The following is a 23,615-nucleotide window of genomic DNA, read 5'->3' on the forward strand; positions in this document are numbered from 1 at the left end:
ACGAATTCCACAGGAAAACCCCGTTTCTTCCCTTGAATAGACCCGGGTTATCCACAAGTTCATAACAACATATTTTTCAGGTTTCAGGAGTACAGAACATGGCAAAGATCATCGGCATCGATCTCGGCACCACCAACTCGTGCGTGTCGATCATGGAAGGCAACACCACGCGCGTGATCGAGAACTCGGAAGGCGCGCGCACCACGCCTTCGATCGTCGCGTACCAGGAAGACGGTGAAGTGCTGGTCGGTGCCTCGGCCAAGCGCCAGGCCGTCACCAACCCCAAGAACACGCTGTACGCGATCAAGCGCCTGATCGGCCGCAAGTTCGAGGAGAAGGAAGTCCAGAAGGACATCGACCTGATGCCCTACACCATCGCCAAGGCCGACAACGGCGACGCATGGGTGGAAGTGCGCGGCAAGAAGATGGCGCCGCAGCAGGTCAGCGCCGACATCCTGCGCAAGATGAAGAAGACCGCCGAAGACTACCTCGGCGAAGCCGTGACCGAAGCCGTGATCACGGTGCCGGCCTACTTCAACGACGCCCAGCGCCAGGCCACCAAGGACGCCGGCCGCATCGCGGGCCTCGACGTCAAGCGCATCATCAACGAGCCCACCGCCGCGGCGCTGGCCTTCGGCCTCGACAAGCAGGACAAGGGCGACCGCAAGATCGCCGTGTACGACCTCGGCGGCGGCACCTTCGACGTCTCGATCATCGAGATCGCCGACGTCGATGGCGAGAAGCAGTTCGAAGTGCTGTCGACCAACGGCGACACCTTCCTCGGCGGCGAGGACTTCGACCAGCGCATCATCGACTACATCATCGGCGAGTTCAAAAAGGAACAGGGCGTCGACCTCAGCAAGGACGTGCTCGCGCTGCAGCGCCTGAAGGAAGCGGCCGAGAAGGCCAAGATCGAGCTGTCGAACAGCGCCCAGACCGACGTCAACCTGCCCTACATCACGGCCGACGCCACCGGTCCGAAGCACCTGAACATCAAGCTCACGCGCGCCAAGCTCGAGAGCCTGGTCGACGAGCTGATCGAACGCACCATCGCGCCCTGCCGCCTGGCCATCAAGGACGCCGGCATCAGCGTGAGCGACATCAACGACGTGATCCTGGTCGGCGGCATGACCCGCATGCCCAAGGTGCAGGAGAAGGTGAAGGCCTTCTTCGGCAAGGACCCGCGCAAGGACGTGAACCCCGACGAGGCCGTGGCCGTCGGCGCCGCCATCCAGGGCCAGGTGCTCTCGGGCGACCGCAAGGACGTGCTGCTGCTCGACGTGACCCCGCTGTCGCTGGGCATCGAGACCATGGGTGGCGTGATGACCAAGATGATCACGAAGAACACCACGATCCCGACCAAGTTCGCGCAGACCTTCTCGACCGCGGAAGACAACCAGCCGGCCGTGACGATCAAGGTGTTCCAGGGCGAACGCGAACTGGCCGCGGGCAACAAGCTGCTCGGCGAGTTCAACCTCGAGGGCATCCCGCCGGCTTCGCGCGGCACGCCGCAGATCGAGGTGAGCTTCGACATCGACGCCAACGGCATCCTGCACGTCGGCGCCAAGGACAAGGGTACCGGCAAGGAAAACAAGATCACCATCAAGGCGAACTCGGGCCTGTCGGAGGACGAGATCCAGAACATGGTGAAGGACGCCGAGCTCAACGCGGCCGAGGACAAGAAGAAGGTCGAGCTGGTGCAGGCCCGCAACCAGGGCGAGGCCATGGTCCACAGCGTGCGCAGTCGCTGGGCGAGCACGGCGACAGCCTCGATGCCGGCGAGAAGGAAAAGATCGAGACTGCGATCAAGGAACTCGAGGACGTGGTCAAGGGCGAGGACAAGGCCGCGATCGAAGAGAAGACCAACACGCTGATGACCGCGAGCCAGAAGCTCGGCGAGAAGATGTACGCCGACGCGCAGGCCGCGGCCGGTGCCGCCGCCGGCCCGGGTGCCTCGGCTGGCGCGGAAGCTGCGAGCAGCGCCCCGGCCGACGACAACGTGGTCGACGCCGAGGTCAAGGAAGTCAAGAAGAAGGACTGATCGTCCGCTCGGTCGAACGGGGCTGGAACACCTGGAAGGGTGCTCCAGCCTTTCTCGCTTCGATCGATCCCCGTTCCCGAAGAGACCTGAAGACCGCCCCGCCGCCCGACCGAACCTGCCATGGCCACCAAACGCGACTACTACGAAAACCCTCGGCGTTCCCAAGAACGCGAGCGACGACGAAATCAAGAAGGCTTATCGCAAGCTCGCGATGAAGCACCACCCGGACCGCAACCACGGCGACACCAGCAAGGACGCCGAGGACAAGTTCAAGGAGGTGAAGGAAGCCTATGAAATGCTGTCGGACGGCCAGAAGCGCGCGGCCTACGACCAGTACGGCCACGCCGGCGTCGATCCCAACATGCGCGGCGGCCCCGGCGCGGAAGGCTTCGGCGGCTTCGCGGAAGCCTTCGGCGACATCTTCGGCGACGTGTTCGGCGGCGGTGGCCGCGGCCGTGCCGGCGGTGGCCGCCAGGTGTTCCGCGGCAGCGACCTGAGCTACGCGATGGAGATCACGCTCGAGGAAGCGGCCGAGGGCAAGGAAGCCCAGATCCGCATCCCGAGCTGGGACGACTGCGGCACCTGCAAGGGCACGGGCGCCAAGCCGGGCACCAAGCCGATCACCTGCACCACCTGCCACGGCGCGGGCGCGGTGCAGATGCGCCAGGGCTTCTTCAGCGTGCAGCAGACCTGCCCGACCTGCCACGGCAGCGGCAAGATCATTCCCGAGCCCTGCGCGACCTGCCACGGCCAGGGCAAGATCAAGAACAACAAGACGCTGGAAGTGAAGATCCCGGCCGGCATCGACGACGGCATGCGCATCCGCAGCACCGGCAACGGCGAACCCGGCACCAATGGCGGGCCACCCGGCGACCTCTACATCGAGATCCGGCTCAAGAAGCACGAACTGTTCGAGCGCGACGGCGACGACCTGCACTGCGTGGTGCCGGTCAGCGTCACCACCGCTGCGCTCGGCGGCGAGATCAACGTGCCCACGCTCAAGGGCAACGCGGCCATCGACATTCCCGACGGCACGCAGAGCGGCAAGCAGTTCCGCCTGCGCGGCAAGGGCATCAAGGGCGTGCGCTCGAGCTACCCGGGCGACCTCTACTGCCACGTGCGCGTCGAGACGCCGGTGAAGCTCACCGAGCACCAGCGCAAGCTGCTGAAGGAACTCGACGAGTCGCTCAAGAAGGGTGGCGAGAAGCACAGCCCCACCGACAAGGGCTGGTTCGACAAGGCCAAGGAATTCTTCAGCTGAGGACGAAAACGCACGGCCCTGCCGTGCTGAACCGTGGCGCACGAGGGGTGCGCCACGGCCTCGAGGCCCCTGCGGCCTTTTGTTTGCGTCCACGCACGCGAACGGTGCCCCTCGAACGCCTTCGGTGCCACGCACCACAACGGCGCGTTCTCCCGCTTCCCTCCGACTCGCAACTGGCGCGCTTTCCCACGCCGCGGCGCGCGCGCCGCTCATCAAAAGATGGCGCGTAGATTGCTTTTAGATATTTTTTGAATGAGCAATAAACCCAAACGGGAGCTGCCGCGTTATTGAAGGACAGCGTTGTTTTTTTGAGTCAGTGGGCTCAATAGGAGGTGCTTGCCGTTAAAACACGCAAAGGACGCATATGTCGATTGCCATAGGTATTTTCACTGGCAGACTGGTTTACCCGAACCGGTTTGCGGAACCTGGGAATTTAGCTGGAATTCGCAAACTCGTGCACGAATTTTTTGTTGAACTTTACTCGTGACTGTGGTTCTGAATTAACAACTATTTCCTGGGTGCACTCTTTGCTTTATGCTGATTGTGCAGATTGTGTTTAAGGGAGTTTTCCAAGGCATGCAGCCCTGGGCGGCCACACCTTTTCAAAAGATGCGACGCTTTCGGACTGCAGGATTTCGGGCTTTAAATGCCCGCTGACTTGACGGAGGCGTGACCATGGATGTGATCAGCAACTTTGCAGCGCGTTACGAGCGCACTCGCGAAGAAGTCCTTTCGCTGCAGGAATACCTGGAACTCTGCAAACGAGACCCGATGGCCTACGCCACCGCGTCCGAGCGCATGCTCAAGGCCATCGGCGACCCCGAACTGGTCGACACCCGCAACGACTCCCGCCTCTCGCGCATCTTCGCCAACAAGGTCATCAAGATCTATCCGGCGTTCAAGGAGTTCTATCGGGATGGAGGAGGCCATCGAGCAGGTGGTGTCCTATTTCCGCCACGCCGCGCAGGGCCTGGAGGAAAAGAAGCAGATCCTCTACCTGCTGGGCCCGGTCGGCGGCGGCAAGAGCTCGATCGCCGAGCGCCTCAAGCAGCTCATGGAGCACGTGCCCTTCTACTCGATCCAGGGCTCGCCGGTGAACGAATCGCCGCTCGGCCTGTTCGACGCGGCCGAGGACGGCGAGATCCTCGAGAAGGAATACAACATCCCGCGCCGCTACCTGCAGCGCATCCTGTCGCCCTGGGCCGTCAAGCGGCTCGAGGAGTACGGCGGCGACATCCGCCAGTTCAAGATCGTCAAGCGCTACCCCTCGGTGCTGCGCCAGATCGCGGTGGCCAAGACCGAGCCCGGCGACGAGAACAACCAGGACATCTCCTCGCTGGTCGGCAAGGTCGACATCCGCAAGCTCGAGACCTATGCCCAGGACGACCCGGACGCCTACGCCTACTCGGGCGGGCTGTGCCTCGCGAACCAGGGCCTGCTCGAGTTCGTGGAAATGTTCAAGGCGCCGATCAAGGTGCTGCATCCGCTGCTGACCGCCACGCAGGAAAGCAACTTCAAGGGCACCGAGGGCTTCGGCGCGATCCCCTTCGACGGCATCGTGCTGGCCCACAGCAACGAGAGCGAGTGGAAGGCCTTCCGCAACAACAAGAAAGCAACGAGGCTTTCCTCGACCGGATCTACATCGTCAAGGTGCCCTACTGCCTGCGGGTGTCCGAGGAGATCAAGATCTACGAGAAGCTGGTGCGCAACTCCTCGCTGGCCCAGGCGCCCTGCGCGCCCGGAACCCTGCGCATGATGGCGCAGCTGTCGGTGCTCACGCGGCTCAAGGAACCCGAGAACTCGAGCATCTTCAGCAAGTCGCAGGTCTACGACGGCGACAACCTCAAGGACACCGATCCCAAGGCCAAGTCGATCCAGGAGTACCGCGACTACGCGGGCGTCGACGAGGGCATGAGCGGCGTCTCCACGCGCTTCGCCTTCAAGATCATCTCCAAGGTCTTCAACTTCGACAGCTCCGAGGTGGCCGCCAACCCGGTGCACCTGATGTACGTGCTCGAGCAGCAGATCGAGCGCGAGCAGTTCCCGCAGGAGGTCGAGCAGAAGTACATCAGCTACATCAAGGAGCTGCTGGCGCCGCGCTATGCCGAGTTCATTCGGCAAGGAGATCCAGACCGCCTACCTCGAGAGCTACAGCGAGTACGGCCAGAACATCTTCGACCGCTACGTGACCTACGCCGACTACTGGATCCAGGACCAGGAGTTCCGCGACGTCGACACCGGCGAGGTCTTCGACCGCGCTTCGCTCAACGCCGAACTCGAGAAGATCGAGCGGCCGGCCGGCATCGGCAACCCGAAGGACTTCCGCAACGAGATTCGTCAACTTCGTACTGCGCGCGCGGGCCGGCAACAACGGCCGCAACCCGGCATGGACCAGCTACGAGAAGCTGCGCGCGGTGATCGAGAAAGAAGATGTTCTCGAACACCGAGGAGCTGCTGCCGGTGATCAGCTTCAACACCAAGAGCAGCGCCGACGAGCAGAGAAGCACGAGGACTTCGTCACGCGCATGGTCGAGAAGGGCTACACCGCGAAGCAGGTGCGCCTGCTGTGCGAGTGGTACCTGCGCGTGCGCAAGAGTTCGTAGCCGTCGCGCGCGCCACCGGCGCACGCCAACGCCCATCGTTTTGCAAGGAGCTTTGAAACCATCGTGGCCATCCTGCAGCAGATCATCGACCGCCGGCTCTCGGGCAAGAACAAGTCCATCGGCAACCGCGAGCGCTTTCTCCGGCGCTACCGCGGCCAGATCCAGGAGGCGGTGCGGCGGGCCGTGAGCGGGCCGCAACATCCGCGAACTGGAACAGGGCGAGGATGTGACGCTGCCGCGCCACGATGTGTCGGAGCCGGTCTTCCGGCCATGCGCGCGGCGGCGACCGCGAGTACGTGCACCCGGGCAACCAGGAGTACGTGCGCGGCGACCGCATCAAGCGCCCCGAGGGCGGCCAGGGCGGCGGCTCGGGCAGCGGCGAGGCCAGCGACAGCGGCGAGGGCAACGACGACTTCGTGTTCCACCTCACGCGCGAGGAGTTCATGCGCGTGTTCTTCGACGATCTCGCGCTGCCGCACCTGATCCGCACGCAGATCGCCGACGTGCCCGAATGGAAGAGCCACCGCGCGGGCTTCACCAGCGACGGCACGCCCAACAACCTGCACGTGGTGCGCTCGATGCGCGGCGCGCTGGCCCGGCGCATCGCGCTCGGCGGCGAACCGCGCAAGGAGCTGCGCCGGCTCGAGGCGCACCTGCTGCACCTGAAGGCGCATCCGCAGGCCATGCAGCCCTTCATCCAGAACGAGATCGCCGAGACCGAGGCGCGCATCGAGGAGCTGCGCCGTACCGCGCGCCACGTGCCCTACATCGATCCGATCGACCTGCGCTACCGCAACCGCGTGAAGCGCCGGTGCCCAGCGCCAAGGCCGTGATGTTCTGCCTCATGGACGTCTCGGGCTCGATGGACGAGGCGCGCAAGGACATGGCCAAGCGCTTCTTCATGCTGCTGTACATGTTCCTCACCCGGCACTACGAGACCATCGACCTGGTGTTCCTGCGCCATCACACGCAGGCGCAGGAAGTCAGCGAGGACGAGTTCTTCCATGCCACCGAGACCGGCGGCACCGTGGTGTCGAGCGCGCTGGTGCTGATGGACGAGATCGTCGCGCGCGCGCTACCCCAGCGGCGAGTGGAACATCTACGGCGCGCAGGCCAGCGACGGCGACAACTGGCACCAGGACAGCGGGCGCTGCCGCCAGCTGCTCGAGGAGCACATCCTGCCGAAGGTGCGCTACTACGCCTACGTGCAGGTGGCCGAGACCGAGCAGAACCTGTGGCAGGAATACGCGCAGCTCGAGGGCATCGAGCCCAACTTCGCGATGCGCAAGGTGTCCGAGGCCAGCGACATCTACCCCGTGTTCCGCGACCTGTTCAAGAAGGAAGGAGCCAGCGCATGACCTCCGCCGACCGCCCTCCTTCGGCACCGCCGCTGCCGACCGCCGCCACCATCCCGCAGGGCAGGCTCGAGCGCTTGCCGAGCCCCTCGGACTGGACCTTCGACCTGATCGAGCGCTACCACACCGAGATCGCGCGCACCGCGCGCGGCTACGGCCTCGACGTCTATCCGAACCAGCTCGAGATCATCACGGCCGAGCAGATGATGGATGCCTACGCCAGCGTGGGCATGCCGATGATCTACAGGCACTGGTCGTACGGCAAGCAGTTCATCGCCACCGAGAAGAACTACCGCCGCGGCCACATGGGGCTGGCCTACGAGATCGTGATCAACTCCGATCCCTGCATCGCCTACCTGATGGAGGAGAACACCATGGCCATGCAGGCCCTGGTGATCGCGCACGCGGCCTACGGCCACAACAGCTTCTTCAAGGGCAACTACCTGTTCCGCATGTGGACCGATGCGTCCTCGATCATCGACTACCTCGTCTATGCGCGGCACTACATCGCCGAATGCGAGGAGCGCCATGGCGTCGATGAAGTCGAGAAGCTGCTCGACTCCTGCCATGCGCTGATGAACTACGGCGTGGACCGCTACCGCCGTCCGCAGAAGCGCTCGCTGGCGCAGGAGAGCGCGCAGCGCGCCGAGCGCGAGCGCCACATGCAGCAGCAGGTCAACGACCTCTGGCGCACGCTGCCGCGGCGCAGCGAGCAGAACGCCGGCTCGGAATCGGCGCCGCGCTTTCCGCTCGAGCCGCAGGAGAACCTGCTCTATTTCATCGAGAAGAACGCCGCCCTGCTCGAGCCCTGGCAGCGCGAGGTGGTGCGCATCGTGCGCAAGATCGCGCAGTACTTCTATCCGCAGCGCCAGACCCAGGTCATGAACGAGGGCTGGGCCACCTTCTGGCACTACACGCTGCTCAACACCATGTACGACCGCGGCCAGCTCGACGACGGCTTCATGATGGAGTGGCTGAGCTCGCACACCGGCGTGATCTTCCAGCCGCCCGTGGGCCACCGCGCCTACAGCGGCATCAACCCCTACGCGCTCGGCTTCGCGATGTACACCGAGCTGCGCCGCATCTGCGAGAAGCCGACCGACGAGGACCGGCGCTGGTTCCCCGACTTCGCGGGCAGCGACTGGGTGGCCACGCTCGACTACGCGATGCGCAACTTCAAGGACGAGAGCTTCGTGGGCCAGTTCCTGAGTCCGAAGACCATGCGCGACTTCCGCCTGTTCGCGATCCGCGACCACCAGAGCGAGTCCGAGCTCGAGGTCTCGGCGATCCACGACGACAGCGGCTACCAGGCGCTGCGCGAATCGCTGTCGCGCCAGTACGACCTCGGCAGCCGCGAGCCCGACATCCAGGTCTGGAACGTCAACATGCGCGGCGACCGTTCGCTGACGCTGCGCCACACGCAGCGCAACAGCCTGCCGCTGCACGACGACGCCGAGGAGGTGCTCAAGCACGTGGCGCGGCTGTGGGGCTTCGACGTGCACCTCGAGAGCGTCGATGCGCAGGGCCGCATCAGCCGCAGCTGGAAGGCCTCGGCGCCGCGGGCGCTGTACTAGCCGAGGTTCAGGGCACGAGCGCGGCGATCGCCAGCGTGTAGCCCTTCACGCCCAGCCCCACGATGATCCCGCGCGCCGCCGGCGAGATGTACGAGCGGTGGCGGAACTCCTCGCGCGCATGCACGTTCGAGATGTGCAGCTCGATCAGCGGCACGCTCGCGCCCTTGATGGCGTCGTGCAGCGCGATCGAGGTGTGGGTGTAGGCGCCCGGGTTCATCACCACGCCGAGCATGGTGCCGGCCGCCACCTCGCGGCCCGCTTCCTGGATCCAGTCGACCAGCATGCCTTCGTGGTTGGTCTGGCGGCATTCGATCACCACGCCGAGCTTCGCGCCGGTTTCGACGCACAGGCGTTCCACGTCGGCCAGCGTGTCGCGGCCATACTGTTCGGGCTCGCGCGTGCCCAGGAGGTTGAGGTTGGGGCCGTTGAGGACGAGGATTTTCTTCATGATGGATCGGGCTGGCGGCACGCGTCGGACGGGCCGCCATTATGGTCTGGCACCGGCCCTGCCCCGCCGGGCCGCGGGCGAGCCGACGTAGTGGTTGTACGCGTCGATGTCGACCACGCAGCGCGCCATCAGGTCGACGAAGGCGCGCAGCTTCTGCCCCATGTAGCGCTGGCGCTGGTAGGCGCAGTAGATGGGCCGCGGCTGCGGCTGCCACTGCGGCAGCACCGGCACGAGCACGCCCTGCGCCAGCTCGGGCCGCACGAAGAAGGCCGGCAGCAGCGCGATGCCCAGGCCGTCGATGCAGAAGGTCTTCATCACCCAGTGGTCGTTGGTCTCGAAGGCGGGTTCGGGGCGGTAGGCATGACGGCCCGATGCGCCCGACACCAGCAGCACCTGCGACGGCCCCGCGGCCTCCCGCATCACGATCGCCCGGTGCGCCGCGAGATCGTCGGGCGCGCGCGGCGTGCCGTGGCACTCGAGGTACTGCGGGCTCGCATAGAGGCCGTAGTTCAGCTGTCCCAGCAGCTTGGCGACAAGGTTCGGCGCATCGGGCGGCTCCGAGCACACATAGCAGTCCACGTCGCCGATGCCCGGCGCGTTCGGCCGGCTCGCCGCATCGAGCTGGCAGCGCACATTGGGATGCGACTCCAGGAACAGCTTCACCACGTGGCACACGAAGGAAGTGCTGAACTGGGTGTCCGACAGCAGCGAGAGGCTGCCCGACACGCCGCTGGTGATCTCCTGGATCTCGGTGCGCGCCGTCTCGAGCCGCCCCGTGACCTCGCCGAGCAGGTCCTCGCAGCGCACGAAGAAGGCACGGCCCGCCTCGGTCGCGGTGATGCGGCGCGAGCTGCGCATCAGCAGCTGCGCGCCCAGCAGTTCCTCCAGCCGCGTGAGCTGCCGGCTCAAGGTGGCCTTCGACACGCCCGACAGGCTCTCGGCCCGCGTGAGGCTGCCGCTTTGCACGACGAGCACGAAGGCCTGCACCAGCGCGAGGTCGATGCCGGTCACGCGCGCTCCCTGTCGGCCACGATCGGCTGTTTCAAAATTGAAAAGTTGCGTCTCGGCATGTGGCTTTCATCAGGAGGCAAGAAACGGTACGGTCTGCGCGAGCGTAGCGAATGCTATGCCATGCGCTGCCGCCCCCTCCCCACGACTGGAGAACCCCCGATGCATAGCTCCTTCCGACGCAACCTGCTTCTCGCCGGCGTTGCCGCGTCCCTTAGGCCCTTGCCCACCGCCTGGGCGGCCAGCCCGTTCAAGATCGGCTTCGTTCTCCACGGTCCAGTCAGCAACGCGGGCTGGACCTACCAGCACGACCTCGGCCGGCGCGAACTCGAGAAGAACCTCGGTGCCCAGATCGAGGTGCGCACCGTGCCCGACACCGACGATGGCCCCGACTCCGAGCGCGTGGCGCGCGAACTGTCCGCCGCCGGCTACCGATTGATCTTCGGCGCCTCCTTCGGCTACATGAAGCCGATGCTCTCGGTCGCCAACGACAACCCCGGCATCCAGTACCTGATCGCAAGCGGCTACCAGACCGCGAAGAATGTCGGGGGGTACAACGCTCGCTGGCATGAGGGCGGCTACCTCGCGGGGATCGTGGCGGGCAGGACCACGCGCTCGAACATCATCGGCCTCGTCGGTGCCCACCCGGTGCCTGACGTGATGTGGTATCTCAACGCCTTCGCGCTCGGCGCCCGCAGCGTCAATCCGAAGGCGATGGTGCACGTGGTGTTCGTCAATTCGTGGTTCGACCCGCCGAAGGAGCGCGACGCCGCGGTCGCGCTGATGAACCAGGGCGCCGACGTGCTCACGCATTTCACCGACACGCCCGCCGTCACCACCGCCGCCGAGGCGCGCGGCGTGGGCGCCATCTCGTTCCACTCCGACATGCGCAATCACGCGCCCAGGAACTACCTCACCGGCGTTACCCACCACTGGGGCGGCTTCTACACCCGGGTGGCGCGCGAGGTGATGGCCGGCAGCTGGAAGCCCGGCCTCTATCTGGCGGCATCGGCGACGGCGTGGTGAAGATGGCGCCGATGGGCCCGCGCGTGCCGAAGGACGTCGCCGAACTCGTGCAGGCGAAGGAGCGCGACATCGCCAGCGGCAAGCTGCAGGTGTTCGCCGGTCCCATCAAGGACCAGAAGGGCGCGGTCCGCGTGGCCGCGGGCGCCCGCGTCGCCGACGCGGACCTCGGCCGGATGGACTGGTTCGCCGAGGGCGTGGTGGGCGGCTCGCGTTGAAGGCCATGGAGAACCCCATGACGCATCCCATCGCCGCTCCCTGGCACCCCGTCGCCCCTTCGGCCGGCCTGCGCCCCGGCGTCAACATCGTCGCCGGCTTCGCCGAGGGCCAGGAGCTCGCGCTCTGGCGTTCGGCCGACGGCGCGGCCCAGGCCTGGGAGAACCGCTGCCCGCACCGCAGCGTGCGCTTCACGCTGGGCCAGGTGGTCGAGAACCGACTCGCCTGCGCCTACCACGGCTGGCAGTACGCCGCGGGCAACGGGCAGTGCGTCGGCATTCCCGCCCATCCGGCGATGCCCGCGCCGCGCAACGTCTGCGCCAGGGTGTTCGGCGCGGTCGACGCGGCGGGCATGGTGTGGGTGAACCTGGCGCACGAAGGCCCCATGACGGCATCGGCGCCGCAAGCGCTGGCCGATGCCGTGCCGGCCGGCTGGCATTTCTGTCGCACGCTGACCTTGCGTGCCGGCGCGCAACAGGTGCGCGAGGCGCTCGCACGGCACGGCTTCGCGGCCGGCGCCGCCCCAGGCGCATGGCGCGGCACGCTCGGCGACACGCCGACCGTCGCGCTGCTGCTCGACGCGCAACCGCAGCTGGCCTTCATCCACCTGTGGACCGAGACCGCCCCGGGCTCCGAGGCCATGAAGACCCTGCACGCGGCCGCGCGGACCCTGCGCGGCGACATCGAACCAACCGAGACCTGAAGGAAGCACGATGCCCTTCGTCACCGAAGACCCCAACATGCTCGACGACTGGCTGGTCGTCGGCCCCACGAGCGCGCTCGCCGGCCGCTCGCAGCGGCAGCCCTACGCCACCTGCCTGCTCGGCGCCACGCTCTCGCTGTGGGCCGAGGCCGACGGCACGCCGCAATGCCGGCTCGGCGCGCAGCCGCTTTCGGTGCAGTCGCGCCACGGCTACCTCTGGGTCTGTCCCAGCGGCCGGCCCGCGCGCCCGCTGTTCGAGTTTCCCGAATACACCGAGCCCGGGCGCCGCCTCGTCGATTGCGGCGGCATCGGCGTCGCGGTCTCGGGGCTGCGCGTGATCGAGAACTTCCTCGACATGGCGCACTTTCCCTTCGTGCATGCCGATTACCTCGGCAAGGTGCCGCACACCGAGGTCGCCCCGTACCGGGTGACGATCGAGCCCGCCACCGGCGAGATCTGGGCCACCGACTGCCGCTTCTGGCAGCCGCGCGCCTCGGCCGCGCACGACAGCGGCGCCGACGTGCGCTACACCTACCGCGTGATGCAGCCCTTCTCGGCCATGCTCTACAAGTCGAGCCTGCGGCCCGAGGCACGGGACGCGATCTGCCTGTTTCTCCAGCCGCTGGACGACGAACACGTGATCGCCCACGCGTTGATCGCGTACTTCGACGACGTGTCGAGCGACGCCGAGCTCATCGCGTTCCAGCACACCATCTTCGGCCAGGACAAGCCGATCCTCGAGAACCACGCGTTCAAGCGCATGCCGCTCGAAGGCCGCGCCGAGACGCCGACGCGCGGCGACACCGCCTCCGTCACCTACCGCCGCTGGCTGCGCGAACGCGGCATGCGCTTCGGCACGAGGGCCGCCGCATGACGACGCTGCTCAAACTCCACGACTACCCGCTCTCGGGCAACTGCTTCAAGGTGCGGCAACTGCTGGCCTGGCTGGCCGTGCCCCACGAGATCGTGCCGGTCGACTTCCACCCGGGGCGCGCCCACAAGTCGGCCGCGTTCCTCGCCGAGCTCAATCCGCTCGGCCAGATCCCGGTGATCGAGGACGACGGCTTCGTGCTGCGCGATGCGCAGGCCATCCTGGTCTACCTCGCGAGCCGCCACGACGCGCAGCGGCGCTGGTACCCCGAAGATGCGAAGCTGCGCGGCCAGGTCGCGATGTGGCTCGCCACGGCCGACGAGATCACGCGCACCGCCTCGGCCGCGCGGCTGCACGACGCGCTCGGCTACCGCCACCTCGACATCGAGGCCTGCCGCGCCGGCGCGCGCGCCGTGTTCCGCGTGCTCGACGACCACCTGGCCGAGCAGGCCAGCGCGGGCCTGCGCTGGCTGGCCGCGGCCACCGAGCCGACGATCGCCGACCTGGCCTGCTTCCCGTACGTGGCGCTGGCCGGCGAAGGCGGCATCTCGCTCGACGAGTTTCCCGCCCTGCGGCACTGGGTCTGGGATTTCCGACACCTGCCCGGGTTCATCGGCATGTCGGGTATCTTCCCCGCTGGCCCCGCCTGAGTATCCTTGGGGCCTCGCGCCGCCTGCCGGCCCTCCAATTCCTCCCCCTCCTTTCCCCTCCTTCCCTCCTCCCCGAACACGCCATGAAAACCAAAGCCGCCGTCGCCTGGAAATCCGGAGCCCCGCTGACCATCGAAACCGTGGACCTCGACGGCCCGCGATTCGGCGAAGTGCTCGTCGAGATCAAGGCCACCGGCATCTGCCACACCGACTACTACACCCTCTCGGGCGCCGACCCCGAAGGCATCTTCCCGCCATCCTCGGCCATGAAGGCGCGGGCATCGTGGTCGACGTCGGCCCCGGCGTCACCACCCTCAAGAAGGGCGACCACGTCATTCCGCTCTACACGCCCGAATGCCGCCAGTGCAAGTTCTGCCTGTCGCGCAAGACCAACCTGTGCCAGCTGATCCGCGGCACCCAGGGCAAGGGCCTGATGCCCGACGGCACCAGCCGCTTCAGCCTCGACGGCAAGCCCATCGCCCACTACATGGGCACCTCCACCTTCAGCAACTACACGGTCGCGCCCGAGATCTCGCTGGCCAAGATCCGCGAGGACGCGCCCTTCGACAAGGTCTGCTACATCGGCTGCGGCGTCACCACCGGCATCGGCGCGGTGATCTTCACGGCCAAGGTGGAAGCCGGCGCCAACGTGGTGGTGTTCGGCCTCGGCGGCATCGGCCTGAACGTGATCCAGGGCGCGAAGATGGTGGGCGCCGACAAGATCATCGGCGTCGACCTGAACCCCGAGCGCGAAGCCATGGCGCGCAAGTTCGGCATGACCCACTTCATCAACCCGAAGGACACAGAGAACGTCGTCGACGCCATCGTGCAGCTGACCGACGGCGGCGCCGACTACAGCTTCGAGTGCATCGGCAACACCAAGGTGATGCGCCAGGCGCTCGAGTGCACGCACAAGGGCTGGGGCCGCAGCATCATCATCGGCGTGGCCGAGGCCGGCGCCGAGATCAGCACGCGCCCGTTCCAGCTGGTCACCGGCCGCAAGTGGGAAGGCTCGGCCTTCGGCGGCGCGCGCGGCCGCACCGACGTGCCGAAGATCGTCGACTGGTACATGGAAGGCAAGATCAACATCGACGACCTGATCACCCACACCATGCCGCTCGAGAAGATCAACGACGGCTTCGACCTCATGAAGCGCGGCGAGTCGATCCGCGGCGTGGTGCTCTACTGACGCCGCGGGTGCCGACCATGGAACGCATGGAGCCCCTGCGCCGCATCGAAGCCGGCGTGCTCGAGGTCGCCTATCACGAGAGCGGCCCGGCCGACGGACCGCCCGTGCTGCTGATGCATGGCTTCCCCTACGACATCCACACCTATGCCGAGGTCGCGCCGCTGCTCGCGGCCGAGGGCTGCCGCACCATCGTGCCGTACATGCGCGGCTACGGCGGCACGCGCTTCCTGAGCGCCGACACGCCGCGCTCGGGCGAACAGGCGGCCTTCGGCGCCGACCTGCTGGCGCTGCTCGACGCACTGAAGATCGAGCGCGCCGTGCTGGCCGGCTACGACTGGGGCGGCCGCGCCGCCTGCGTGGTGGCGGCCCTGTGGCCCGAGCGCTGCGCGGGGCTGGTATCGCTCAACAGCTACAACATCCAGAACATCGCCAAGGCGATGGAGCCCGACACGCCCGAGAACGAGCACAGCCTCTGGTACCAGTACTACTTCCACAGCGAGCGTGGCCGTGCCGGCCTGCGGAAGGACCGCAAGGCCATCGCCAAGCTGCTGTGGAAGCTGTGGTCGCCGACCTGGCGCTTCGACGACGCCACCTTCGAGCGCAGCGCCGCGGCCTTCGACCATCCCGACTTCGTGGAGGTGGTGATCCACTCGTACCGCCATCGCTACGGCCTGGTGGCGGGCGATCCGGCCTATGCGGACATCGATCGCCAGCTGGCCGCGCAGCCGGTCATCCGCGTGCCCGCGATCACCTTCGACGGCATCGACGACGGCGTGCGGCCGCCGGCCGATGCATCGGCGCATGCGCCGCGCTTCAGCGGACCGCGCTCGCACCGGCTGGTGCCGGGCGCGGGCCACAACCTGCCGCAGGAGGCGCCGCGCGCCTTCGCCGACGCGGTGCTCGAACTGGTGCGAGGCGCCGCATGACCGATCTGCTCAAGACCCTGTCCGAGCACCACTGCTTCGGCGGCGTGCAGGGCTTCTACGAACAGGCCTCGCACGAGATCGGCCTGCCGATGCGCTTCTCGGTCTACCTGCCGCCGCAGGCCGCCAACGAGCGCGTGCCCGCGCTGCTGTACCTCGCCGGCCTGACCTGCAACGAGGAGACCTTCGCGATCAAGGCGGGCGCCCAGCGCATGGCCGCCAGCCTCGGCCTCGCGCTGATCGCGCCCGACACCAGCCCGCGCGGCGCGGCCGTGGAAGCGCTGCCGGGCGCCACCGCGAGCTGGGACTTCGGCATCGGCGCCGGCTTCTACCTCGACGCCACGGAGGCGCCCTGGGCCACCCACTGGCGCATGGAGAGCTGGATCGTGCAGGAGCTGCTGCCGCTGGTGGGCCGCGAGTTCGCGATCGACACGGCGCGCCTGGGCATCTTCGGCCACTCGATGGGCGGCCACGGCGCGCTGACGCTGGCGCTGCGCCATCCGGGGCGCTTCCTCTCGCTGTCGGCCTTCGCGCCGATCTGCGCGCCCACCCAGTGCCCCTGGGGCGACAAGGCGCTGCGCGGCTACCTCGGCGAACCCGGCGACGACCGCGCCGCCTGGCTCGCGCACGATGCCAGCGCGCTGATGCAGTCGCAGACCGCGGCGCCCTATCCGCACGGCATCCTGGTCGACCAGGGCCTGGCCGACAAATTCCTCGCCGAGCAGCTGAACCCCGAAGCCTTCGAGGCCGCCTGCTTCGCCGCCGGCCAGCCGCTCACGCTGCGGCGCCACGCGGGCTACGACCACGGCTACTACTTCATCCAGAGCTTCATGGCCGACCACCTGGCGCACCACGCGCAGGTGCTGCGCGGCTGACGAACGGCCATGTCCGACGCCCAGACGCCCGCCTTCCACCTGCGACTGCGCGACGGCGCGGCCGAGGAGGACATGGTGCTCGCCGGCATCTGGCGCCGGGCCTGGTCGGCCTCGCACCCGGGCGCGGCCACGGTCGAGCCGATCGCCCACTGGCTGCAGCGCGTGCGCACCGAGTTCGTGGCACCGGCCGAGGTGGTGATCGCCGAGCGCGACGCGCAGGTGCTGGCCTTCATGGTGCTGCACGACCGGCGCGAGTACGTGGCGCAGCTGTTCGTCGACCCGCACCTGCGCAACCAGGGCCTGGGCCAGGCGCTGCTCGACGAGGCCTGCGTGCGCATGCCCACCGGCTGGCGGCTGCACGTGGCGCTCACCAACACCGCGGCCCAGCGCTTCTACGAACGCTACGGCCTCGCGCGCGGCACGGTCGACCGCCATCCCACGAGCGGGCGCGAACGCATCAGTTACCACTGGTACCCGGCGCGCGCGCCCTGGCGCAAGGCCTGAACCCTCACGTCGTCTTCTTCACCATGCGCATCGACCACATCGCCCTCTGGACCAACGACCTCGAACGCTGCAAGCGCTTCTACGTCGACTATTTCGGCGCCGCCGCCGGCGAGGGCTACGTCAATCCGAAGAAGGGCTTCGCCTCCTACTTCCTGAGCCTGGGCGACGGCGCCCGCATCGAGGCGATGACCACCAGCACGCTGTCGCCGGTGGCGGCCGAGCCCGGCGCGCAGCGCATGGGCTGGACGCACCTCGCGATCAGCGTGGGCTCGGAGGAAGCCGTCGACGCGCTGAGCCGCCGGCTGCAGGCCGACGGCTATCCGCTGCTCGACGGCCCGCGCCGCACCGGCGACGGCTACTACGAGAGCGTGGTGCTCGACCCCGACGGCAACCGCATCGAGATCACGGCCTGACACCCATGAAGAACGCCTTCGCCGACAGCCTGCACGAAACCTTCGAGCGCCTGGGCCGCATCGACATCCGCCGCATGTTCAGCGGCTTCGGCATCTATCACGAAGGCCGCATGTTCGCGCTGGTGATACGCGACACGCTCTACCTCAAGTCCGACGCCGAAAGCGCCGCGCATTTCGACCGCCTGAACCTCGCGCCCTTCACCTACGAGCGGCAGGGCCAGCAGATGCCGATGTCCTACCGCGAGGCGCCGCCCGAGCTGTTCGAGGACCGCGAGGAAGCGGCCCTGTGGGGCCGGCGCGCCTACGAAGCCGCGCTGCGCTCGGGCACGGTGCCGAAGGCGGTGCGCAAGGCGGCCGCGGCGAAGAAGGCGGCGGCGAAGAAAGCCCCCGCCACGAAGAAGGTGGCTGCGAAGAAGACCGTCGCGAAGAAGGCTGCACCGGCCAGGAAGACCGCGCCGGCGAAAAAGGCCCGAAAGGCGACTCCCCGTTGAACGCACCACGCACACCCCAGACCTCTCTGCCCCCTCTGCCGGAGCGCGAGGAGATCGCGCTGCTCGAGCCCTTCGAGGGACTGGGTCTGGACGACATCGTGCTGGTCGCCACGCGCGACGATGCCGAGCGCGCGGCCACCGCGCTGCTGGCGGCGGGCGTGGTCGGCTTCGACACCGAGTCCAAGCCCACCTTCGCCAAGAACGAGGTCTCGACCGGCCCGCACCTGGTGCAGTTCGCCACGCGCGAGACCGCCTGGCTGTTCCAGCTGCATCGCACCGACTGCAACGAGGTGCTGGGCGCGCTGATCGGTTCCGAGGCGCTGCGCAAGGTGGGCTTCGGCCTTTCGAGCGACCTCTCGCTGATCCGCCAGAAGCTCAAGGTGGAGCCGCGCGCGGTCCACGACATCGACGACGAGTTCCGCCGCCGCGGCTACCGCCGCTCGGTCGGCGTGAAGACCGCCGTGGCGCTGGTGTTCGGCCAGCGCTTCGCGAAGTCGCGCAAGGCCACGACCTCGAACTGGGCCAGCCACCGGCTCAGCGAGGCGCAGCTGCGCTACGCGGCCAACGATGCCTATGCGTCGATCCGGGTGTTCGACGCGCTGCAGGACAACCGTTCACGCTGAGCCTGTCGAAGCGCTGCACAACCGTTCACGCTGAGCCTGTCGAAGCGCCGCACAACCGTTCACGCCGAGCCTGTCGAAGCGCCGCGCAAGGCTTCGACAGGCTCAGCCGAACGGTTCTTGCACGACGCCTCAGTCCCGCCCCGCCTCGAGGATCGCCTGCGCGAGCCGCTTCGGATTCGAGAAGAACATCTCGTGGCTGCCCGGGCATTCGACCAGCCTGAACAGCCCCAGCCGCTCCGACAGCCCGCGGATGCCACGGCAGGCTGTGCGGCAGCGCGATGTCCTGCTGGCAGTTGATGTAGGACTTGCCCACCTGCAGCGCGGCCATCGGCTGGCTCAGCACGATCTTGTCGGTGAAGGTGCGGTACGGGTGCGGGTTGAGCTGCTCGTAGGCCGAACGCGCGAGCGCCATGTCGGCGTCGTTGATGAAGGCATCGCGCCAGATCTCGAAGGGCAGCGTCACGGCCTGGTCGTTGGCGCCCGCCACCGCGTCGAACAGCGCCACGTAGTGCGGCGGCACCATGTCGTTGAGCGACTCGCCGGGCTGCGGCACGAAGGCATTCACGTACACCAGCCGCGCGATCCGGCCCGGCTGCTGCGCGAGGCGGTCGGCCACGCCGGTGATCACCATGCCGCCATAGCTGTGGCCCACGAGCCGCAGCTGCGAGAGATTCTTCTCCTCGATGTACTGCAGCGCCGAATCGATCGCGTCGGCCAGCCCGATCTTCGCGCGGTCGTCGCCGGGCCGGTTGCCCGCGAGCGTGGGGCAGTGCACGGTGTGGCCGGCCTCGCGCAGGCCGTTCGCGACGGCCTCCATTTCGGCACCGGTGTGCCAGGCGCCGTGAATCAGGACATAGGTGTCGGACATGGGGGTCTCCTCGAGGGGTGGATGCGGGTTGCTGGCGATCGAACGCAGCGACTGTAGGAATCCCGCCGCCGCGCCGCTGGCCGCTGGCCGCCAGCGCGATGGCCGATTCGCGCCAGCTCAGCGCAGGCGCCGCAGCGCGCCCGGCGTGGCGCCCAGCTGCTGGCGGCACAGGCGCACGAAATGCGAGGCGTCGCGCAGGCCGACGCGAAAGCCGATCTCCGCCACCGCGAGCCGGTCGAAGCGCGCGTCGCCCAGCATGCGACGCGCGGCCTGCATGCGAAAGCCCAGCAGCGCGGTGGCGAAGGTGGTGCCGCCCTCCCCGCCTTCACCGCGCTCGGCCAGGCAGCGGTGCAGGCTGCGCTGCGAAATCCCGAGCTCGCGCGCCACCGCCTCGGCCGTGAGGCCGGGCTCGGCATGGCGCTCGCGCGTGGCCTCGAGCACGCGCCGGCGCAGCGCGGCGCGCGCGCCCGGCTCCACCGCCGCGGCCACGCCCGGCCCGGTGGCCAGCGCGAGCAGCCCGCCGAGCTGGTCGGCCAGCAGCCGCGGCGGCAGCGGCGGCGCGCCCGCGGCCTCGGGCGTGAGCTGCTGCACGAAGCGGCTCAGCACGCTGCCCCAGCCCGCGCTGCCGTCGATGCGGCAGGCGAGCTGGCCTGGCGCGTCGGGCAGCCACGATTCGACCCAGGCCGTGGGCAGCTCGAGCGAGACGGTGTCGGCCGACTGCACGAAGTGGAAGGCATAGCTGCGCCGCGAATCGACCAGCACCGCGTCGCCCGGCAGCATGCGCGCGCTGCGCCCTTCCTGCTCGACGCTCCAGGCGCTGTCGGTCTTGCACAGCAGGTAGTAGAAGTTGCTGCGGCTGCGCTCGATCGCGCGTCGCGTGCGGTAGACATCCTGCGCGCTGCCGCGCACGCGGTTGACACCGATGCCGAGCTCCGGCGTGCCCAGCGGGGCCGATTCGAGCATGGCATCGAAATGCCGCGCCTGCGGGCTGGTCACCTCCATCTCGAGGAAACCCTCGCAGACCGCGCCCACCCAGTAATCGAGCCGCTGCGCGGGCGGCACCGCGTCGGTGGACCAGCGCTCGATCGCGGCCGGCGAACGGTGGGCTTCGGCGAGGGACTGGGTGGGCATGGAGGGTTCTCCCCGTGGATGGGTCGGCAGCAACATACCGAAGCCGGCCGGGCTTGCCAAGCGGGCTCGCCCGGGAAGCCGGCCCGGTTATAGGCGGCGGCTGACGACGCGGCCGACGGCCGGTCGGCACAATGGCCTGCTGCATCAACCCCGCGCACCGGCCGCCGCCGGCGTGCGCACAAGGAAGGAAACACCCAGGCCATGACCACCACCAACAAAAGCGACTTCGGACTGATCGGCCTGGCCGTGATGGGCCAGAACCTCGTGCTGAACGTGGAAAGCCGCGGCTTCCAGGTCAGCGTCTACAACCGCACCGAAGCCACCACCGAGGCCTTCATCGCCGCCAACCCGGGCAAGAAGCTGGTAGGCGCGAAGACGCTCGAGGAGTTCGTGCAGAGCCTCGCCAAGCCGCGCAAGATCCAGATCATGGTCAAGGCCGGCGCGCCGGTCGACCAGGTGATCGAGCAGCTCATCCCGCTGCTCGACAAGGACGACATCGTCATCGACGGCGGCAACAGCCTCTACACCGACACCGAGCGCCGCGACGCCTACCTCTCGAGCAGGGGCCTGCGCTTCATCGGCGCGGGCGTCTCGGGCGGCGAGGAAGGCGCGCGCAAGGGCCCCTCGATCATGCCGGGCGGCCCGGCCTCGACCTGGGAGGTGATGAAGCCGATCTTCGAGAGCATCGCAGCCAAGGTCGACGGCGAGCCCTGCGTGATCCACATCGGCCCGGGCGGCGCCGGCCACTACGTGAAGATGGTGCACAACGGCATCGAGTACGGCGACATGCAGCTGATCTGCGAGGCCTACAGCCTGTTCAAGGCCGCCGGCTTCACGACCGACGAGATGGCCGCGATCTTCAACGAATGGAACGACGGCGAGCTGCAGAGCTACCTGATCCAGATCACCGCCAAGGCGCTCGAGCAGAAGGACCCGGAAACGGGCAAGCCGATCGTCGACGTGATCCTCGACAAGGCCGGCCAGAAGGGCACCGGCCAGTGGACCTTGATCAACGCGGCCGAGAACGCGGTGGTCATCAGCACCATCAACGCCGCCGTCGAGGCGCGCGTGCTGTCGTCGCAGAAGAAGGCGCGCGTGGGCGCGAGCAAGCTGCTGCAGGGCCCGAAGGTCGAGCTCTCGCTCGAGAAGAAGGCGCTGGTGGCCAAGGTGCACGACGCGCTCTATGCCTCCAAGGTCATCAGCTACACCCAGGGCTTCGACCTCATCAAGACCATGGGCGACAAGAAGGGCTGGGGCCTCGACCTCGGCCGCATCGCGGCGATCTGGCGCGGCGGCTGCATCATCCGCGCGCGCTTCCTCAATCGCATCACCGACGCCTTCCGCACCGATCCGGCGCTGGCCAACCTGATGCTCGATCCCTTCTTCAAGGACCTGCTCAACCGCACCCAGCAGAACTGGCGCGAGGTGGTGGCGCTGGCCGTGAGCAACGGCATCCCGGTGCCGGCCTTCAGCGCCTCGCTGGCCTACTACGACAGCTACCGCACCGAGCGCCTCAGCGCCAACCTGCTGCAGGCGCAGCGCGACTTCTTCGGCGCCCACACCTACGAGCGCGTGGACAAGCCCGAGGGGCAGTTCTTCCACACGGAGTGGCCGGAAGTCATCGGCTGAACCCGGATTGACCCGCGGCCCGCCGCCATGGCACAACCCCCCGCCATGGCAGCACCGGCCGCACCCCACGCCTATCCCGCGCACCTGGTCGAAGACTGGCGGCTTCGCGATGGCCGCGCGGTGCGCATCCGCCCGATCCATGCCGACGACCTCGCGATGCACACCGCCTTCGTCGCGGGCCTGTCGGACCGCACCGGCTACCACCGGCTGCTCTCGCCGCGCAAGCCGCAGCCCGACGAGCTCTGGCGCATGACCCATGTCGACTACGCGCACGAGCTCGCGCTGATCGCCACCCTCGAGGCCGATGGCGCCGAGCAGGAGATGGGGGTGGTGCGCTACGTGCGCGGCGACACGCCCGAAACAAGCGAGGTGGCCGAGTTCGCGGTGGTGATCGCCGATGCCTGGCAGCGCCAGGGGCTGGCCGAGAAACTGATGCGCAGTCTGATCGCGGCGGCGCGCGCCGCGGGCGTCCGCCAGCTGGCCGACATCACCCTCTACGACAACCTCGCGATGATCGCGCTGGCGCGCAAGCTGGGCTTCCGGGTGCAGCGCGACCCGGGCAACCCGAACGTCAGCCGGCTGCGTCTCGCGCTGGACGCGCCGGCGTGACCTCCGCCTACTGCCCGAGCAGGCCCAGCTTCGACACCACCTTGCCCAGCGGCTTGCGCTCGCCGACGAAGCCGACCGCCACGTAGCGCAGCGCCTCGGTCGGCACGCTCGCCACCGCCTCGCGGAAGGCCGCGTAGTTGGTGGTCTGCTGGCCCTGCACCGGGAAGTCGATCACGTCGCACTCGGTGTTGGCGAGCGCCTTCTGCCGTACCGCCACGAGCTCGTCCTGCGAGGCGCCGAGCACCGCGATGCCGATCGGGATCAGGCCCGGGTGCGAGCGACCCGAAGCATCGACCAGCGGCGCGCCGACCAGCCCCGGGTGGCGCTGGCCGACGGTCAGTGCGACCACGGCCGCGGCATTGGCGGCCAGGCCCGGCGGCAAGGCGGCGTCGACGACGATGACGCAGCGCTCGGGCAGCGCGGCAGCAGCGGGAGAAGGATCGGTCTGGCTCATGGCGGGTGAAAGAAGCGAAAATTGAGTATCACTTAATCATAAACCAGCCATAAATCAGCACTCAACCGCCATCAATTCGACCTCTCGATCCTATTGTATGAGTACAACTCAATAACGAATCCAGGCGCCGCCACCCTATCCGGCACGCTCCAT

Annotated in this window: 22 protein-coding genes and 8 pseudogenes; 25 read left to right on the top strand and 5 right to left on the bottom strand. The window is 67.9% G+C overall.

What is annotated here, in order from left to right; translation table 11 throughout:
* The first annotated feature begins 98 nt into the window (after positions 1-98).
* From dnaK to ACHMXE_RS32495, 11 genes and pseudogenes are all read left to right on the top strand, one after another.
* Positions 99-2,041: pseudogene (dnaK, locus tag ACHMXE_RS32445) on the top strand (molecular chaperone DnaK).
* A 120-nt stretch (positions 2,042-2,161) separates the two neighbouring features.
* Positions 2,162-3,302, top strand: a pseudogene (gene dnaJ / locus ACHMXE_RS32450) (molecular chaperone DnaJ).
* A 771-nt stretch (positions 3,303-4,073) separates the two neighbouring features.
* A pseudogene (locus tag ACHMXE_RS32455) lies at positions 4,074-4,151 on the top strand (hypothetical protein); the annotation flags it as partial.
* 67 nt (positions 4,152-4,218) lie between these two features.
* Complete coding sequence (locus tag ACHMXE_RS32460) at positions 4,219-5,058, top strand: hypothetical protein (RefSeq protein ID WP_395348116.1); 840 nt, start codon at positions 4,219-4,221, stop codon at positions 5,056-5,058.
* Positions 4,968-5,336 (top strand): annotated as a pseudogene (locus ACHMXE_RS32465) (PrkA family serine protein kinase); the annotation flags it as partial. The gene ACHMXE_RS32460 and the pseudogene ACHMXE_RS32465, both read left to right, overlap by 91 nt.
* A 67-nt stretch (positions 5,337-5,403) precedes the next feature.
* Positions 5,404-5,766 carry a hypothetical protein gene (locus ACHMXE_RS32470; protein ID WP_395348117.1) on the top strand — a complete coding sequence of 121 codons (363 nt, stop codon included), beginning with the start codon at positions 5,404-5,406 and terminating at the stop codon, positions 5,764-5,766.
* The gene (locus tag ACHMXE_RS32475; RefSeq protein WP_395352901.1) at positions 5,708-5,905 is read left to right on the top strand and encodes a hypothetical protein; all 198 of its coding nucleotides are present in this window, start codon (positions 5,708-5,710) and stop codon (positions 5,903-5,905) included. The genes ACHMXE_RS32470 and ACHMXE_RS32475 overlap by 59 nt, the downstream gene beginning before the upstream one ends.
* A 63-nt stretch (positions 5,906-5,968) precedes the next feature.
* Positions 5,969-6,043, top strand: a pseudogene (locus tag ACHMXE_RS32480) (hypothetical protein); the annotation flags it as partial.
* A gap of 107 nt (positions 6,044-6,150) precedes the next feature.
* Positions 6,151-6,911 (top strand): annotated as a pseudogene (locus ACHMXE_RS32485) (DUF444 family protein); the annotation flags it as partial.
* A gap of 91 nt (positions 6,912-7,002) precedes the next feature.
* Positions 7,003-7,263 carry a DUF444 family protein gene (locus tag ACHMXE_RS32490; protein WP_395352904.1) on the top strand — a complete coding sequence of 87 codons (261 nt, stop codon included), beginning with the start codon at positions 7,003-7,005 and terminating at the stop codon, positions 7,261-7,263.
* Entirely contained in the window at positions 7,260-8,834 is a 1,575-nt protein-coding gene (locus ACHMXE_RS32495; protein WP_281081213.1) for a SpoVR family protein, read from the top strand. Before ACHMXE_RS32490 ends, ACHMXE_RS32495 begins: the two co-directional genes overlap by 4 nt.
* Positions 8,835-8,841: 7 nt before the next feature.
* Here ACHMXE_RS32495 and aroQ read toward each other — a convergent pair whose 3' ends face one another.
* Together aroQ and ACHMXE_RS32505 are read right to left on the bottom strand one after the other, a co-directional pair.
* On the bottom strand, positions 8,842-9,282 hold the full coding sequence (gene aroQ / locus ACHMXE_RS32500) for a type II 3-dehydroquinate dehydratase (protein ID WP_395348118.1): 441 nt from the start codon (positions 9,280-9,282) through the stop codon (positions 8,842-8,844).
* A 39-nt stretch (positions 9,283-9,321) separates the two neighbouring features.
* On the bottom strand, positions 9,322-10,293 hold the full coding sequence (locus ACHMXE_RS32505) for a LysR family transcriptional regulator (protein ID WP_203205207.1): 972 nt from the start codon (positions 10,291-10,293) through the stop codon (positions 9,322-9,324).
* A gap of 159 nt (positions 10,294-10,452) precedes the next feature.
* Between ACHMXE_RS32505 and ACHMXE_RS32510 the strand changes: the two genes are divergently transcribed.
* From ACHMXE_RS32510 to ACHMXE_RS32565, 12 genes and pseudogenes are all read left to right on the top strand, one after another.
* The gene (locus tag ACHMXE_RS32510) at positions 10,453-11,316 is read left to right on the top strand and encodes a BMP family ABC transporter substrate-binding protein (protein WP_395348120.1); all 864 of its coding nucleotides are present in this window, start codon (positions 10,453-10,455) and stop codon (positions 11,314-11,316) included.
* Positions 11,310-11,531: a hypothetical protein gene (locus ACHMXE_RS32515; RefSeq protein WP_395348121.1), complete on the top strand. Its 222-nt coding sequence runs from the start codon at positions 11,310-11,312 to the stop codon at positions 11,529-11,531. The genes ACHMXE_RS32510 and ACHMXE_RS32515 overlap by 7 nt, the downstream gene beginning before the upstream one ends.
* Positions 11,532-11,548: 17 nt before the next feature.
* Positions 11,549-12,232 (top strand): Rieske 2Fe-2S domain-containing protein, encoded by a 684-nt coding sequence (locus ACHMXE_RS32520; protein ID WP_395348122.1) that lies wholly within the window; start codon positions 11,549-11,551, stop codon positions 12,230-12,232.
* A 10-nt stretch (positions 12,233-12,242) separates the two neighbouring features.
* Positions 12,243-13,106, top strand: a complete 864-nt coding sequence (locus ACHMXE_RS32525) for an aromatic ring-hydroxylating dioxygenase subunit alpha (protein WP_395348123.1) — start codon at positions 12,243-12,245, stop codon at positions 13,104-13,106.
* Positions 13,103-13,753, top strand: a complete 651-nt coding sequence (locus tag ACHMXE_RS32530) for a glutathione S-transferase family protein (RefSeq protein ID WP_395348124.1) — start codon at positions 13,103-13,105, stop codon at positions 13,751-13,753. The genes ACHMXE_RS32525 and ACHMXE_RS32530 overlap by 4 nt, the downstream gene beginning before the upstream one ends.
* Positions 13,754-13,836: 83 nt before the next feature.
* Positions 13,837-14,942 (top strand): annotated as a pseudogene (locus tag ACHMXE_RS32535) (S-(hydroxymethyl)glutathione dehydrogenase/class III alcohol dehydrogenase).
* 17 nt (positions 14,943-14,959) lie between these two features.
* Positions 14,960-15,868: an alpha/beta fold hydrolase gene (locus ACHMXE_RS32540; protein ID WP_395348126.1), complete on the top strand. Its 909-nt coding sequence runs from the start codon at positions 14,960-14,962 to the stop codon at positions 15,866-15,868.
* Positions 15,865-16,740, top strand: a complete 876-nt coding sequence (gene fghA / locus ACHMXE_RS32545) for an S-formylglutathione hydrolase (RefSeq protein WP_395348127.1) — start codon at positions 15,865-15,867, stop codon at positions 16,738-16,740. The genes ACHMXE_RS32540 and fghA overlap by 4 nt, the downstream gene beginning before the upstream one ends.
* 9 nt (positions 16,741-16,749) lie before the next feature.
* A complete protein-coding gene (locus ACHMXE_RS32550; RefSeq protein ID WP_203205201.1) occupies positions 16,750-17,244 on the top strand; it encodes an N-acetyltransferase in 495 nt (164 codons plus the stop codon).
* A 23-nt stretch (positions 17,245-17,267) separates the two neighbouring features.
* Positions 17,268-17,657, top strand: coding sequence for a VOC family protein (locus ACHMXE_RS32555; protein ID WP_395348129.1), 390 nt, complete (start codon positions 17,268-17,270; stop codon positions 17,655-17,657).
* A 5-nt stretch (positions 17,658-17,662) separates the two neighbouring features.
* A complete protein-coding gene (locus ACHMXE_RS32560) occupies positions 17,663-18,148 on the top strand; it encodes a TfoX/Sxy family protein (protein WP_395348130.1) in 486 nt (161 codons plus the stop codon).
* Positions 18,145-18,771, top strand: a complete 627-nt coding sequence (locus ACHMXE_RS32565; protein ID WP_395348132.1) for a 3'-5' exonuclease — start codon at positions 18,145-18,147, stop codon at positions 18,769-18,771. Before ACHMXE_RS32560 ends, ACHMXE_RS32565 begins: the two co-directional genes overlap by 4 nt.
* Positions 18,772-18,900: 129 nt before the next feature.
* Here ACHMXE_RS32565 and ACHMXE_RS32570 read toward each other — a convergent pair.
* A pseudogene (locus ACHMXE_RS32570) lies at positions 18,901-19,639 on the bottom strand (alpha/beta fold hydrolase).
* Between the two features lie 117 nt (positions 19,640-19,756).
* The gene (locus tag ACHMXE_RS32575) at positions 19,757-20,770 is read right to left on the bottom strand and encodes a helix-turn-helix domain-containing protein (protein ID WP_395348133.1); all 1,014 of its coding nucleotides are present in this window, start codon (positions 20,768-20,770) and stop codon (positions 19,757-19,759) included.
* 201 nt (positions 20,771-20,971) lie between these two features.
* Between ACHMXE_RS32575 and gnd the strand changes: the two genes are divergently transcribed.
* The gene (gnd, locus tag ACHMXE_RS32580; protein ID WP_395348135.1) at positions 20,972-22,399 is read left to right on the top strand and encodes a decarboxylating NADP(+)-dependent phosphogluconate dehydrogenase; all 1,428 of its coding nucleotides are present in this window, start codon (positions 20,972-20,974) and stop codon (positions 22,397-22,399) included.
* 27 nt (positions 22,400-22,426) lie between these two features.
* The gene (locus ACHMXE_RS32585; protein WP_395348136.1) at positions 22,427-23,008 is read left to right on the top strand and encodes a GNAT family N-acetyltransferase; all 582 of its coding nucleotides are present in this window, start codon (positions 22,427-22,429) and stop codon (positions 23,006-23,008) included.
* A gap of 7 nt (positions 23,009-23,015) precedes the next feature.
* Here the strand turns inward: ACHMXE_RS32585 and ACHMXE_RS32590 are convergent, their stop codons facing one another.
* Positions 23,016-23,462, bottom strand: a complete 447-nt coding sequence (locus ACHMXE_RS32590; protein ID WP_395348138.1) for a DUF2000 domain-containing protein — start codon at positions 23,460-23,462, stop codon at positions 23,016-23,018.
* Between the last annotated feature and the right edge of the window lie 153 nt (positions 23,463-23,615).

The sequence above is a fragment of the Variovorax sp. UC122_21 genome (assembly GCF_044056785.1).
Classification (GTDB): domain Bacteria; phylum Pseudomonadota; class Gammaproteobacteria; order Burkholderiales; family Burkholderiaceae_C; genus Variovorax.